The sequence below is a fragment of the Polaribacter sp. Q13 genome, from assembly GCF_016858305.2.
Taxonomy (GTDB): domain Bacteria; phylum Bacteroidota; class Bacteroidia; order Flavobacteriales; family Flavobacteriaceae; genus Polaribacter.
The window spans coordinates 1,133,329-1,148,772 of record NZ_CP074436.1 but is presented as its reverse complement, the minus strand read 5'-3'; the positions used below and the strand labels follow the sequence as shown (position 1 = coordinate 1,148,772).

8 protein-coding genes are annotated in these 15,444 nt (G+C 33.4%); all 8 read left to right on the top strand.

Annotation, left to right across the window (positions count from 1 at the left end; all coding sequences use genetic code 11):
• Positions 1-38: 38 nt before the first annotated feature.
• From JOP69_RS04720 to JOP69_RS04685, 8 genes are read left to right on the top strand one after another with little or no spacing between them, the layout of a single operon-like run.
• On the top strand, positions 39-1,661 hold the full coding sequence (locus JOP69_RS04720; RefSeq protein WP_252191191.1) for a sulfatase-like hydrolase/transferase: 1,623 nt from the start codon (positions 39-41) through the stop codon (positions 1,659-1,661).
• Between the two features lie 8 nt (positions 1,662-1,669).
• Complete coding sequence (locus JOP69_RS04715; protein WP_203392245.1) at positions 1,670-3,517, top strand: sulfatase-like hydrolase/transferase; 1,848 nt, start codon at positions 1,670-1,672, stop codon at positions 3,515-3,517.
• 54 nt (positions 3,518-3,571) lie between these two features.
• Positions 3,572-6,184: a hypothetical protein gene (locus JOP69_RS04710; RefSeq protein ID WP_203392246.1), complete on the top strand. Its 2,613-nt coding sequence runs from the start codon at positions 3,572-3,574 to the stop codon at positions 6,182-6,184.
• Positions 6,185-6,195: 11 nt separating this feature from the next.
• Positions 6,196-7,860 (top strand): glycoside hydrolase family protein, encoded by a 1,665-nt coding sequence (locus JOP69_RS04705; RefSeq protein WP_203392247.1) that lies wholly within the window; start codon positions 6,196-6,198, stop codon positions 7,858-7,860.
• A gap of 54 nt (positions 7,861-7,914) precedes the next feature.
• A complete protein-coding gene (locus JOP69_RS04700) occupies positions 7,915-10,476 on the top strand; it encodes a hypothetical protein (RefSeq protein ID WP_203392248.1) in 2,562 nt (853 codons plus the stop codon).
• A 10-nt stretch (positions 10,477-10,486) separates the two neighbouring features.
• On the top strand, positions 10,487-11,638 hold the full coding sequence (locus tag JOP69_RS04695; protein WP_203392249.1) for a right-handed parallel beta-helix repeat-containing protein: 1,152 nt from the start codon (positions 10,487-10,489) through the stop codon (positions 11,636-11,638).
• 24 nt (positions 11,639-11,662) lie between these two features.
• The gene (locus tag JOP69_RS04690; protein ID WP_203392250.1) at positions 11,663-12,781 is read left to right on the top strand and encodes a glycoside hydrolase family 105 protein; all 1,119 of its coding nucleotides are present in this window, start codon (positions 11,663-11,665) and stop codon (positions 12,779-12,781) included.
• Between the two features lie 60 nt (positions 12,782-12,841).
• On the top strand, positions 12,842-15,430 hold the full coding sequence (locus JOP69_RS04685) for a sialidase family protein (protein ID WP_203392251.1): 2,589 nt from the start codon (positions 12,842-12,844) through the stop codon (positions 15,428-15,430).
• Positions 15,431-15,444 lie beyond the last annotated feature (14 nt).

The following is a 15,444-nucleotide window of genomic DNA, read 5'->3' as shown; positions in this document are numbered from 1 at the left end:
ATAGTAACATATTATTTAATAATCATCAATTAAAATTAATGAAAACATCAAAAAAAATATTTCTAGGAACCTTATTAATGATGCTGTCGTTTTCAATGGAAGCTCAGAAAAAACCAAATATCATTTTGTTATATGCAGATGATATTAGCGCAAGAGAATTGCCAATTTACGGTTCAGATACTTGGAGTTTACCAAAAGGAGGGAAGCTTAAAGGTGGAGATACTCAAGATGTACAATACAGGGCAAAAACGCCCAATCTTAATCGATTGGCACAAGAAGGTGTTTTTGTAAAAACAACTTGGGCAGCAACAGTTTGTAGTCCTAGTAGAGCAATGATGATGACGGGTAGATATGCGCATTTACATAAATGGTGGCATAATAGTGACAAAGGAAAAGCACCAAGAGGTAAAGGTTCTTGGAATTTGTATGATAGTTCTCCACACTCAATTGCAAATGTTGCTAAGGCAGGAGGTTATGCTACCTATTGGGCAGGGAAAACACAAATGAATATTAGTGGTTTTAAGTTTGATGAAGGTTGTTTTACGCCTGGTGAAGGTTCTTATAACAAGGCAATTCATACGACAGATTTTAGATTAGAAACAAGAAAAGAAACTGGGAAAAAGAAAATATACAACGCAGATACAGGGAAACCATTAACGCAAAAAAGTTACGTGCAATCTGGTTGGTATTGGAAACCTCATGTGCAATTAATGAATCAACCAGGTTCTAAAAAACATTTAGATTGGTGGCCAAATGATAAAGCTTCTAAAAAAGAATTTGGTTTGAACACGTTTGGACCTGATGTAGAATTAGAATACATATTTGATTTTATGGAAAGAAAGAAAAAAGAAGACGAACCTTTCTTTGTGTATCATACAAGTCATTTAGGGCATGACGCTTTTGATTTTTTGCATCCAGATTCTGGAAATAAATGGCCAGGGACTCCAAAAATTAGTTGGGATGGAAAAAAATATACAAGAACAGCACCCAATGTAACAGGAGATAATGGTGTGTATGATACCCATGGAACTATTACGGAAGACGGAATTCACAACCATGTAAATTATTTAGATTATCAAGTTTGGTTGTATATGAACAAACTAAAGGAAATGGGAATTGAAGACAATACAATTTTTATTTTCTGTGCAGATAACGGAACCAGTGGTTATGGGAAATCGAGTCCAATTTCTCAAAGAGGAACGCATGTGCCATTAATTATATACGCTCCAGGATTACATATGACTAAAAAAGGAGCGCAAGATATTTTGGTAAATATTTCTGATATGTTACCGACTATCGCTGAAATTGCAGGAGTAAAAATTCCAGATAGTTATGAAATAAACGGAGAAAGTTTAATTCCGTTTTTAACAACAAAGAAGAAAAAACATAGAGAATGGATTTATGCATATCATAAAGAAACTCAAATTGTTCGTGGAGATTTGGTGATGAAGGATGGTAATAATGTTTGGTATGATGTAAGTGCAAATCCAACTGATTTAATAAGTTTTCCAAAAATTAAAGATTGGAGTACCGTTTCTGAAGCACATAGAAAAGAAAGAGATGAATTGTTAGGGATAATTCCTCAATTTAATTTACATGAAACAGCACATGATGCTCCAAAGGGAGGTTATGGAAAAGTAGCACCATTAGAAAAAAAATAATATTGATTATGAAAATAAATTATAAAGTATTCGTACTGTTATCAGTAGTGTTATTGACTAGTAAATTAGTGATAGCTCAAAAACAACAACAGCCAAATGTACTATGGGTGTTAACGGATGATCATCGTTATGATGCAATTAGTTCGTTTAATAAAATACTAACCGGAAAAGAAGAAAGTGAATTAGGGTATGTAGAATCTCCAAATATAGATCGTTTAGGCACCATGGGAACTACGTTTATAAACACCTATTGTCAAGCTTCTGGTTGTGCGCCTTCAAGAGCATCTATGCATTATGGTCGTTACCCTTTTCGTTCTGGAGTGTATGAGTTTGAGTATCACAATAACAATACAGAAAACTCTTATCCGCATTTGCCAGAACAAATGGAAAAAATGGGATATCAAACAGTACATGTTGGTAAACTAGGTGTAAGATTAAGAACCATTAAAAATGGTAAAGCGGTTGCTCCTAAAATGTATCAAACAGATATGGATTCTAAAACGTTGAGCAATGAAGGAATGGCAGAATGGGGAAAAATGTCTTTATTAAAAGAAATTGATGGTCAGAAATTAGTAAAGCCTTTTAAAAATATTAAATACTTAAAAACAGAAGACGGTAAATATCATTTTTTTAGCAAAGAATTAGAAGAACAAAATCCACAATTTGCGGGAATGGCGAAAAATATTTATGATAAATTAGATTTACTTAGAAAGCATACGAATAAAAAAGCTGAAACTGAATTTAGTGATGGTATCTTGGGAGGAATAAGTCCAAGACCCGCTGGTAAAACGCGTGATGGATTTTATAATTCCTCTTTTATAGAATTTTTATCAAACGAAAACAAGGAATTTAAATTAGGGAAAACAGCATACAAAGGTATTGATACTTCTAAACCATTATTTTGCCATATTGGTTATGATTTTCCTCACACTCCAGTTTTACCTCCAAAAGAATATAGAGAGCGTTTTCAAAAACATACCTATAAATTACCAAAATTAACCAAGGAAGAATGGGCTAAAATGCCAAAACAGCTTAAAAAGCAAGTAAATAATGCTTATTCTAATGAGTTTACAGATGATCAGAAGCAACAAATGATTCAAGATTACTATGCCTTTTGTGCCTATGGCGATGATTTGGTGGGTGAATCTGTAGATGTTTTTATTAAATATAGTGAAGACAAAAAGCAACCTTGGTTAGTGGTGTATGTAAATGGAGATCATGGTTGGAAATTGAATGAACACGGTGCATATTCTAAATTTACACCTTGGGAAATAGATGCTCACAACCCAATTATTGTGGTTTCTTCTGATAAAAAAGCCTTTCCAGCAGGAAAAGTGGTTACAGATTATACAGAGTTTGTAGACATTGCGCCAACAATTATTGCTGCTGGTGGTGCTAATATTGATGCAAAAGAGTTTAAGTATTTAGACGGAATGAATTTGACCAATGTAGCTTCTGGTAAGGCTATTCATAGAGATTATGTTGTAGGAGAAAGTCATGCTGTTACCGGTCCAAGAGCTTATATAAGAACTAAAGAATATGCCTTTTCTATGCAAACTAGACCAAATAAAAAACGTGGAGAAGATATGAATTGGGCTGTAAATACTCCGTATAAAGATTTAGATCCTGCGTTGTTTGATATGACAAATGATCCTCAAGAAATAAACAATTTGGCTTTTGATAAAAAGTATCAAAAAATAGCGAAGCAATTAAAAGAGAAACTTACAAATATTGTACTTGGAGACAATAGAGCAGAGGTAAATTGGGGTAAAGGAATGAAAGCTACGGGAACAAAAGTTTATAAAAACAATTTTGCTCCTGGTGCTCATGATTATAAATTAAAGTTAGAAAAATAATTAGATTCCGCATTGGTTTCTACAATGAAATGTTTCATCAATCATCAAATTTAAATGAATAAAATAAAATTATTAATTGTTGTTTTTGTGTTTAGTTTAACTGCAAATGCACAAATATCTAAGAGCGGTAAAAAGTTCTTTAAGGAGATAAAGAATGAAAGAGTAGTTTCTGATCAATCTGTTGAATGGAAAAATTTTGGCCCAGGAATGTCCGGTTATAATGAAGAGTTTTGGTGTCATCCAACGGATACAAACGTAATGTTTATGGGGCCAGATATGCATGTGAGTTACGGAACTTGGGATGGCGGAATATCTTGGCAAACCATTAAAGATTCTGATGGAGACGGTACAGATATGGAACGTGTGCATGATATTGCTTTTTCTGCTCAAAACCCAGATTTTGGTGTGGCAATAGAACGTGCTGGAGATGTTTATACCTCAAATGACAGAGGTAGAACTTGGCAAGTTGTATATAGTATTCCAAGAGAAAAAGGGAAACACACTAGCAATGCACATACTAAAATTGCCATCAATCCTAAAAATGATAAAGAATGGATGATTGGAGCTGGAGATTTTTGGAATGTAAAAAACAATCACAGAAGCTTAAAAAATATTCATGGTAAACTTGATAAAAGAGCAAGTTATGGGTATGTGTTAAAAACAACCAATGGCGGAAAATCGTTTTCAAAAATTGCAACAGATATTTCTGAAGATTTGGACGTTGGGAGAATTATTTATCATCCTAAAAATCCATCAACTGTTTTTATAGCGACTAATTATGGTGTTTTTGTAAGTTATAATGGTGGAGATAAATGGGAAGCAGCTAACAAAGGATTGCCTAACAATTTACCACGTGATTTAACATCATACTATAATCCTAAAACAGGAGATTTTGTTTTGTATTTAGTAGAACAAACTATTTATGAGAAAGCAGGAAAAACTACTACCGCTAAAGGAGGTGTTTATAAAAGTACCAATAACGGAAAATCTTGGACAAATATTACGGGTAATTTAGCGATTGATTTAACTAAAATTAGTTTTTCTTCGGAAGCAGATCGTTACTACAATACTATTGGAAATTGGTTTGGAATCAATAAAAAAGAGATAAGAAAAACGCTTAAAGATTTACCTACAGAAACATTACCAGTATTCAACCATTTGGTTGTAAACCCGATAAACGAGAATGAGTTATATGTAAATTTCAATAAAAAACACGATAAAACGTTTGGTGCAGGAGATTTATGGAAAACGGAAGATGGAGGGTTAACATGGTTTGCTTGTGCTCGTGATGGTCTGTATTGGAAAAGCGGAAAAGACAAAGCATATTGGACAAGTAGAAACAATCCGATGGGAGCAAATGTTGAGTTTGCACATTTACAAACCAATATAGATAATTCGCCTGCTCGTTCTGGAAATAGAATGTTGGCAATTAATCCTAAAGGAGAAGTATTTATTGGGATAGATCAGCAAACTTTAAAATCTTCTGATCATGGTAATTCTTGGCAACAAGTAGATGATTTTGAAACATCACCAGGTAGTGAAAAATGGATTGGTCGTGGAACCAGTGATTTACCAGGTAGATTTATGTTACACGAAACCGGAATTAAAGGAAGACGATTATTAGCAAGTGGAGAGCATGGTTTATGGCAAACTACAGATTTAGAAGGTTGGCCAGATAAACAAGCGGTGGCTGTACAACAAATTGATGGTCAGGTTCACGATCATCATGGAAATCATGGCCAACATTCAACATCAACAATGGCAGTTCATCCTAACGATCCGAATACTATTTATTCTTTGGCTTGGAGACAAGAACATAGAGGAAAGTTGCGTAGAACGAAAGATGGCGGAAAAACATGGGAAGATATTTCTACCATTTTTGAAGGAAATAATCCTTCTTATCAAGGTTTATTAACACAATATTCGTTGACGATTGATCCTAAAGAACCTAAAAACATGTATTTCTGTACGGTTAGAAAACCTATTGCAGAAGTAGGAAATGGGTCTGCAAAATTGACCAAAGGAGGATTTGGTTTTTATCGCTCTACGGATGGAGGATATACTTGGGAGTTAAGTAACAAAGGGTTTCATGAAAAAGCAAGTGTAAGAAGAATAAAACTAGATCCTAATAATACCAATGTTTTGTACGCTGCTACAAATGATAATAATGGAGGTTTGTATAAAACTACAAACAAAGGGACTTCTTGGGAAAAGATGGATATTCCATCAGAAATAGAAGCAGTAAATAATGTTTTTATTGATAGAAATAGCAACAACCTATACATTGCTGCAGGAAGAAAAACTGGAAGTTATGAAGAAGGTGGTGTTTGGAGAAGTAAGAACAAAGGTAAATCTTGGGAGAAAATATTTATAGCTCCGTATGTTTGGCAAGTAGAAACTTCTCCTTTAGATGAAAATATTATAGTAATTAGTGTAGCAGGACAAGCAGGAAAAGCCAAAGATCAATTTAAAAACCCAGGAATTTATGTGTCTCAAAATGGAGCAAAAACTTGGACAAAAATAAACAAAGGCTTGGGGCAACCAAACAAAATGGTTGACGTAAAACCAGATCCATATAATAAAAATGTATTGTGGAGTGCTGCTTGGGGATCAGGTTGGTTTGTTACATATTTAAATGGTTCAACGGATGGTTGGTTAAAAGAATAATAAAATACATTATGAGAAAACTAGATTTAATATTGGTGCTTTTGGTATGCAGTACGCTTGCGCTTCAGGGGCAAGATGTAGAGCGACCTGCTCCGGATGATTGGAAGGGAATTGTCTTTGGAGGAAGATTGATGGATCGTTTTTTGCCAATGCCAGAAACAGGTGAAAAAACTGCAAATACTTGGGGTGCTAAAAATGTTAAACCTAGATATATTGATAATGGTTTAGAAGATAATGAATGGTCTTATTGGGGAGGAAATATTCAAATAGATGACAACGGTACATATCATTTGTTTGTCTGTAGATGGAGAGAAGATGACCCTAAAGGTCATATGGCGTGGCCAAGGTCTGAGGTGGTGCATGCTATTTCAGAGAATTCTATTGGACCTTATAAAGTAAGTCAGGTTATTGGACCAGGACACAATCCGGAGATTCAAAAATTAAAAAGTGGAGGTTATTTTTTATATGCATTTAAGTTTTCTAATGCTTATTCTTACTATTCTGAAACTTTAGATGGTCCTTGGGAAAAACTTGAATTTACGTATGATACACGTCAGCGTGAATTAGAAGATCATTTTTCAAACAACACCTTTGCAAAACGTGAAGATGGTTCTATGTTGATGGTTGGTCGTGGTGGCGGTATTTGGTTAAGTGAAACTGGTTTGCCTCCCTATAAAAAAATTACGGAAGGCACTGTTTATCCTCCGTACGATGGCAGATATGAAGATCCTGTTGTTTGGAGAACGGACATTCAATACCATTTAGTTGTAAATGATTGGTTAGGAAGATTAGCGTATTATATGCGTTCTAAAAATGGAGTTGACTGGAAATTGGACAAAGGAGAAGCGTATTTACCAGGAATTGCAAAACATAAAGATGGAACAATAGAAGATTGGTATAAGTTTGAGCGGATTAAAGTGTTACAAGATAAATACGGACGTGCGTTTCAAGCAAATTTTGCGGTTTTAGATATTATCAAAAAACAAGATAAAGGTAGCGATAATCATAGTTCTAAAAATATTAGCATTCCTATGACAGTGGGGAAGAGGATAGCGCTAGTTAATACTGAGAAAATAGATAAAAACACTTCAGAAATTAAAGTATTGATAAAGGCAGAACCCGGCTTTAATCCGCATAAAGACATTGATTTAAAATCGTTGCATTTTGGGGCATCCGAAGAGGTCGATTTTGGTAGAGGAAGTAAGTTCTTGAGAAAAGAAAAAGTTGGAAAAGACTTGTTCTTATATTTTGAAGGAAAAAATAATGGATTAACAGATGATAATTTTGTAACAAAATTGTTGGGGAGCACTAAAAAGAAATCCCTTTTATTTGGATTTGCAAGATTGCCTTGGGTAACCTATGTAACACCCATTTTATCTAGTAAATTTCCAGAGTTTTCTTTGAATGGAAAAAGTTTGAAAGCAGAGATTGAGGTAGAGAATTTTGGACAAGTAAAGTCAGATGTTTCAGAATTAACCATAGAATATTTAGAGAATGGCTCTTGGCGTATTTTCAAAAAAGAAAAAATTCCTGCTTTAAAACCGTATAAAAAAACAATATTGACGCTATGGGGAAAGAAAATGATAGAAAGAAATAAGGCTATAGAAGTTAGAGTAACTATTAAAGGAAAAAATCAAAAAACAACCGTATTACAAGGATTAGTTGTCGTTAGATAATTAAGGCTAATTTGTAATAAATCATAAACAAAACACATAATTCTACATTTACATATGAAAAAAGCCCTCTTACTATTTATTGCTTTTTTATTGAGTTTCCCTTCTGTGGCGCAGCTAGATAAAAAGTATTTCAAAGATTTACAGAAAAAAGAAATGCCATCAACAGATTTGGTAGCCTGGCGACAAGTAGGTCCAGGTATGTCTGGTTATTGTGAAGAATTTTGGTGTCATCCAACAGATAAAAATGTAATGATGATGTCTCCAGATATGTATAATACATATGGTTCTTGGGATGCTGGTAAAAGTTGGAAAACTATTAAAAATGCAAGTGGAGATGGTAAGGATTTGGCTAGAATGCGAAACTTTGCTTTTTCCTATCAGAATGCAGATTTTGGAATGTCAATTTCTGGTGGAGGAAAACTTTATAAAACAGAAGATACCGGAAGAAGTTGGACAGAAATAGCATCTTTTAAAGGACGTCATTCTGTAGTTGTGGTAGATCCATCAAACGATAGAAATTGGTATATAGGTCCTGGAGATTTTTGGAATGTAAAAAAGAATTGGCGTCATATAAATGGACAAGTTGGTAAAACCAATAAAAACGCAATTTATAGAAGTAGAGACAAAGGAAAAACGTGGGAAAATTTTAAAGTTGGAGATTCTGATAAAATAGATGTTGGTAGAATTATTGTAAACCCGAATAACTCAAAAATTATTTTGGCAGCTACAAATGAAGGGATGTTTAGAAGTGAAGATCAAGGGGAAACGTGGAAGTTAAGTGGAAAAGGTTTATCGGTAAATCGACCAAGAGATCTTGATTTTTACTATGATAAAAAGACAAAAGAGTTTGTAGTCTATTTGGTAGATCAAACAGCATTTGTGCCTAACGGAAAAACAGTTTCTTCTAAAGGCGGAGTTTATAAAAGTACAGACAGCGGAAAAACTTGGCAAAATATTACTGGGAACTTGGCTGTAGATATGAATCAGATTTCAAGTAGAACGTTGCAAGGTAAATATTATAATTCTATAGCATTTTGGTTTCAGAAAAGTTCAAAAGAAATGAAAACGATGTATCCAAAATTACCAACAAACGTTTTAGATATTTGGCATCGAATACAGGTAAACCCTAAAAATAAAAACGAGATTTATTTATCGCATAATAGTAAACACGACAAAGCTTTTTTACCAGGTGGTGCTTGGAAATCGATCGATGGAGGAAAAACTTGGAAAGCTGTTGCTAGAGAAGGTAAGTATTGGATAGACGGAAAAGACAAAGCGTATTGGAAATCTAGAAATAATTTGGTAAATATGAATACCACTTTTGCTCATATGCAACCAGAAATGGACAGAAGAGAGGAGTCTTGGGGAAATCGTTTTTTAGAATTAGATGCAGAAGGAACACCTTTTATCTGTTTAGATCAACAGGTATTATCATCCGATAACGGAGGAGAAACTTGGCAACAAATTGATGATTATGAAACTGCACCTGGAAGTAAACATTGGGTTGGACGTGGTGGAAGTAATTTACCTGGTAGAACGATATTGTTAGAAACAGGCATAAAAGACCGATACTTATTTTGCAGTGGAGAACACGGAATTTGGCAAACGGTACCTTTGGGGGATTATCCGAATAAAATGGATGTGGCTGTAGAGCAGCTAGATGGACAAATTTATCATGGTGGTTCGCACTCTGCGGGTACAGTTGCTGTGCATCCAAAAGATCCAAATATTATTTATTTTATGTCTTATAGACAGAATAATAGAGGAATGGTTCGTAAATCTATTGATGGAGGAAAAACATGGGAAAACATTGCACATATTTTTGATGCCGATGTACCAACTCACATGAGATTGGTGTTTGTAAACTCGTTAACCATAGATCCTGTAAATCCAGATAATATGTATTTCTGTGCAACGCGTAAACCAATTTCGCAAGTTCATGGGCCATATGCGAAAACTTTAACAAAAGGAGATTATGGTTTTTACCGTTCTTTTGATGGAGGTTATACATGGGAATTAAGTACTAAAGGTTTGCATAAAAAAGCAAGTTTTAGACGTGTGGTTTTAGATCCCGAGAATCCAGAAACCTTATTTTCGGCTGTTAATGATGAAAATGGTGGTTTGTATAAATCTACCAATAAAGGTGGAGATTGGAAAAAGGTAACAATACCAGAAAAAATACAATTTGTAAATAACATTTTCATTGATAGAAATACAAAACACATGTTTATCTCTTGTGGGAATGAGAAAGCAACAGATGCAGGAAGTGGAGTTTGGAGAAGTAAGGATAAAGGAAAATCTTGGGAGAAAATATTTGATATGCCTTATGTTTGGCAATGTGAAACTTCGCCCGTAAATCCTGATATAATTACTGTTTCGGTGCCATTACCTCCAAGAACAAAAGATAAGAAAGCGATGTTAAATCCAGGTGCTTATGTTTCGTTTGATGCTGGTAAAACATGGAGTAAAATAAATAATGGCTTAGGTCAACAAGATCGTATTGTAGATATTAAACCAGATCCATACAGAGAAGATGTTTTTTGGTGTTCGCAAAAAGGAAGCGGTTGGGCTATTGGTTATTTAAAAGGTACTAAAAAAGGTTGGTCTAAAAATTAAAGGTCTACATATGAAAACATTTTTTAAAATAGTTTTAGTATTATTTCTAGGAGTTAATTCACTTCAGGCTAAAACAATTAAAGTTTCTTCTCAAACAGGAAACTCGGTAGAAAAGTTAAAAAAAGCATATAATAAAGCCAAAGCTGGAGATACTGTTTTAATCGATATTGATGTTGTTTTTAGGAATACTGATAAACATTTTTTAATAGAAAAATCAGGAATTACTTTTAAAGGTGAAAAAAGAGCAGATGGTAAAAAGTTTGAAGTTCGAAAAGAACATCAAAAATTGAACTTGTTTTTATTAAAAGTAGGTTTTACAACTTTTGAAAATATCTCGTTCAAAAATGCTACTAATTTGTTGCGAATTGAAGCAAAAGATAAAACGTTGTCTACTATTACTATTAAAGATTGCAATTTTTCTAATGGCGGATATACAGGAATAGATTTTAGAGGTGATTTTACAAATATTCTGGTAGAAAATACCTTTTTTGACGATTGTAAATTCAGTTTACAAACGATGGATTCTGAGATTTTAAAGAATTTTTTAGTCACAAAATGTACTTTTAAAAGAGGAGATCATCAAATAAGTATAGACAATGCTTTTGCTAAAACGGATGCTATTGATCATGCGAATATTGTAATTGATGATTGTGTTTTTTATGTTGCCGCAAGATTTAATATCGCTTTGGCAAATACAAGAAATGTAATTATTCAGAATAATTCTAGAATGGATGGCGGTTTGCAAGGGTATTCTCAAGCAATTCATATCGAGCATGATACTAGAGATGTGCTGATAAAGAATAATACTATGAAAAATGATGTTGGTAACGCCATTATCATCTTTTCTACAGGATATACAGGACATGGAAATGGTCGTAAAATTCCGGATGAAGAAAAAATTGACTTCGGTTCTAGCAACATCACTTTAGATGGAAATACGATTACTTCAAGCAAAAAAAATGCAATAGCTATTGGTTATGGTAGAGGTTTTTTAAAAATAAAAGACAACAATATTATTAATTCAGAAGAAAAAATAATAGGAGGTTATCAAACAAAAAACACGATGACTTTTGATATTGATGAAAATGTGTTGATGAATGGAATAAAGTTTAAAGATATTTCAAAGGATAAATTAAAGGATTTTATTTTTATCAAAAATTAAACAAATCTCAAATAAATTAGAACCATGAGCATTTTTAAGAACAACACTTTTCTTTTACTATTAGTCCTAATAAGCGCCTTTCAAATTCAAGGGCAAACCGAAAAACAAAAAGAGATTAAGGAACTATTAGCAAAAAATGCGGATTGGCAAATAGAACATTTTAAAGATACTTATAGCAGAAAGAAAAAACATCATCCAAATCATTGGACTAATGGTGCTTTGTATTCTGGAATGGTAAAATGGGCAGCATTGTCTGAGGATGATAAATATTATGATTGGTTAAAAAATGATATTGGAAATCAACAAAAATGGTCATATCAACATGCGCATGGTTATCACGCAGATCCTCATGCAGTAGGGCAGTTATATGTGGATTTGTACAAAAAGTATAAGGAAGATAAAATGTTAGCTCCTACCATTGAGTTATTAGATTTTATCATAAAAAACCCTTCAAATACATCATTGGCATGGGAATCTCCAAATCATCAAAATAGATGGAATTGGTGCGATGCTTTATTTATGTCTCCTCCGCTTTGGGCAAAGTTATATAATGTAACAGGAGATAAAAAGTATTTAGATTTTATGGTTTCAGAATTTAAAGCCACAACAGACTTTTTGTTTGATAAAAAAGAAAGCCTTTACTACAGAGATGAAAGATTTATTAAACAAAGAGATCATGATCAAAAAATATTTTGGGCACGTGGTAATGGTTGGGTATTTGCTGGTTTGGTAAATATAATGAACGAATTAAATCCTAAAAGTAAAGAGTACAAATATTTCTTAAAAATTTACAAATCAATGGCTAAGAAATTGGTAAAAATTCAAACAGAAAAAGGACATTGGGCTATGAGTTTGTTAGGTGATGAATTTTATCCAACGCCAGAAACAAGTGGTTCTTCGTTCTTTGTTTATGGTTTGGCTTGGGGCGTTAATAATAAAATACTTCATAAATCAAAATATAAAAAAGCAGCCATAAAAGGTTGGAATGCGATGGCTGGTTATGTGCACGAAAACGGAATGTTGGGCTATGTACAGCCTATTGGCGCAGCACCTGGAGTTGCTTCTGAAAATGTTACAGAAGTCTATGGAACCGGAGCTTTTTTAAGTGCGGGTACAGAAATGTATAAAATGTATCATAAATAGTATTCATAAATTTTCCATAATAAAAAAGAATTTTGAAGTTAATTCACAACCATTTATAAAATGAAAAATCACCATAAAATTTTAAAAAGCATGTTGGTTGCTTTTTTAGTAGTAGGAAGTTTAACGGCTCAAAACAAGAAGTATTTTAAAACCTTACAAACTAAAAAAGTTACAAGTGATCCGAGTTTAAAATGGACGGTAATTGGACCAGGAACTTCAGGTTATAGCGAAGATTTAAATATCCATCCGTATGATAGTGATGTAATGTTTTTAAGTTATGATATGGGAAATGGTTATGGAACATGGAATAAAGGAGATTCTTGGACAACTTTGAATGATTATGACGGTTTAGGAAGTAAAATAAAACCTTTTAGAACAGCCTTTTCAGCAACCAATCATGATTTCGGAATTATGAAAGGAAATCAAGGAACTCTTTTTACTACCAATAATAGAGGTAGAACTTGGGAGGAAATTGAAAATTTTCCGAGTACTAAAAAATTCAATGCCGTAGCTATAGATCCTAAGGATGATAATATTTGGTATGTAGGCGCAGGACAGCACTGGAAAATAAAAGGAGTTCATAGAAGTTTAAAAGAGCCACATGGTTCCAAATATAGAAATACAGAGTACGGTTTTATCTACAAAACTACAGATGCGGGTAAAACTTGGAACAAAATAATGAACACTATTTCTAAAGATTTAGATGTGTTAAGAATTATTGTAGATCCTAGAAATTCTGATCAATTATATGTTTTAACCAATTTCGGATTTTATACATCAAAAGATCAAGGAAATTCTTGGGTAGAAAAGAAAAATGGTTTGCCGTATAATGACGCCAGAGATATCCAAAGTTATTATAATGAAAAATCAGGGAAGTTTAACTTATATCTGTTGTTACAAACACATTATGAGCCTAATGGGAAATCGGTAAAATCTGATGGCGGTGTTTATAAAAGCGAAAATAATGGAGATACTTGGAAATCAATCACCGGTAATTTACCCTTTGATATGAGTCAGATTGCTGATTATTCTTCAAGAAATTATTACCTAAAAACGATCGCTTATTGGTTTGGTATTTCGGTGAAAGAAGCGAAGAAAAAATATTCAGAATACCCGAATTCAATATTACCTGTTTATAATAGGTTGGTAGTAAATCCTCTAAATCCGGATGAAGTTTATATTTCTAGCAACATAAAACATGATAAAAGTTTTCCGCCTGCGGAAGTAATGAAAACTGAAGATGGAGGTAAAACTTGGTTTGCTTGTGCTAGAGCAGGGGATTATTGGAAAAAAGGAAATGATAATGCCTATTGGGATTCTAGAAACAATCCGTCAGGAGGAAATATGACTTTTTCGCATTTAGAAGCGGCAGCAAATACGTATGGAAATTCGAAAGGTTATAGAGATTTGCAAATCAATAATAAAGGGGAAGTTTTTACGGTGTACGATCAGCAATTATTTATCAGTACAGATCACGGAAAAACTTGGCAACAAAGAGATGATATTGAAACCTCAAAAGGAAGTGGAAATTGGGTAGGTAGAGGAAATAGTAATCTACCTGGTTTTGGATTGAATGTAAATACAGGAACAAAAGGAAAGTATTTATTTGCCTCTGAAGAACACGGAATATGGAAATCTACTACGGACGGAGATAAAGTATATAAAGGAGCTGTCGCCTTAAAGCAAATTGAAGGTCAAACACAAGAATTAACAGCAAAAGATCATAGAGCAACCAGTGCACCAGAAATTTCTATTGATCCTAACAATGCTAATATTTATTATATTTTACCAAACAGACAGCATTTTGCAGGCGAGTTACGTAAATCTACGGATGCTGGTAAAACATGGTTTACAGTTTCAGAAAAACCAATGGTAAAATTTAATGCCAATGGAGTCTTGTTTTCATTCAGTCATATTATTGATAAAAAGGATTCAAATAGAATGTTGTTTACCATTCCAACGCACACACAAAGAGGGTGGCATACCAGTAAATGGATGGTAAATGGCTATTTAAGAATGACAGATTTTAAAGAATTTGGTGTTCATTTAAGTACTGATGGCGGAAAAACGTGGGAATTAAGTAATGATGGTTTGCCAAACCGCGCAAATGTGATGCAGATGACGTATGATAATAACTATAAAAATATTTACGCAGCTTTAGGAAGAAGCTTTGAGAAATCTGTTGGAGGCTTGTATAAAAGTAAAAACAACGGTACATCTTGGGGTAAAGTAAAAATACCAAACGAAATAAAAAGTGTCAATTTTGTTGAAGTTGATAAAAAAGGAACTCTTTATTTAGCTTGCGGAGAAGGTGCTGCAAATATAAAAGAAGGAGGGGTTTATAGAAGTACTAACAAAGGAAAATCTTGGGATAAAATTTTTGAAATGCCACATATTAAAATGGTAAAAGTTTCTCCGTTAGATAACAAAACAATTGCGGTAGTAGTTGCTCCTGGAAAAAAGGTAAAAGAAATAAATAGTGGTATTTATATTTCTAAGGATGCTGGAAAAACTTGGACAAAATACAATTATGGTTTAGGTCAGGTTGATAAAATGACGGGTTTTGAATTTGATCCTTATGATGAAAATGTATTTTGGAGTTCTTGCCACGGTAGTGGATTTGCAAAAGGAGTATTGACTGAAAAATAGTAAATGTAAGTTTG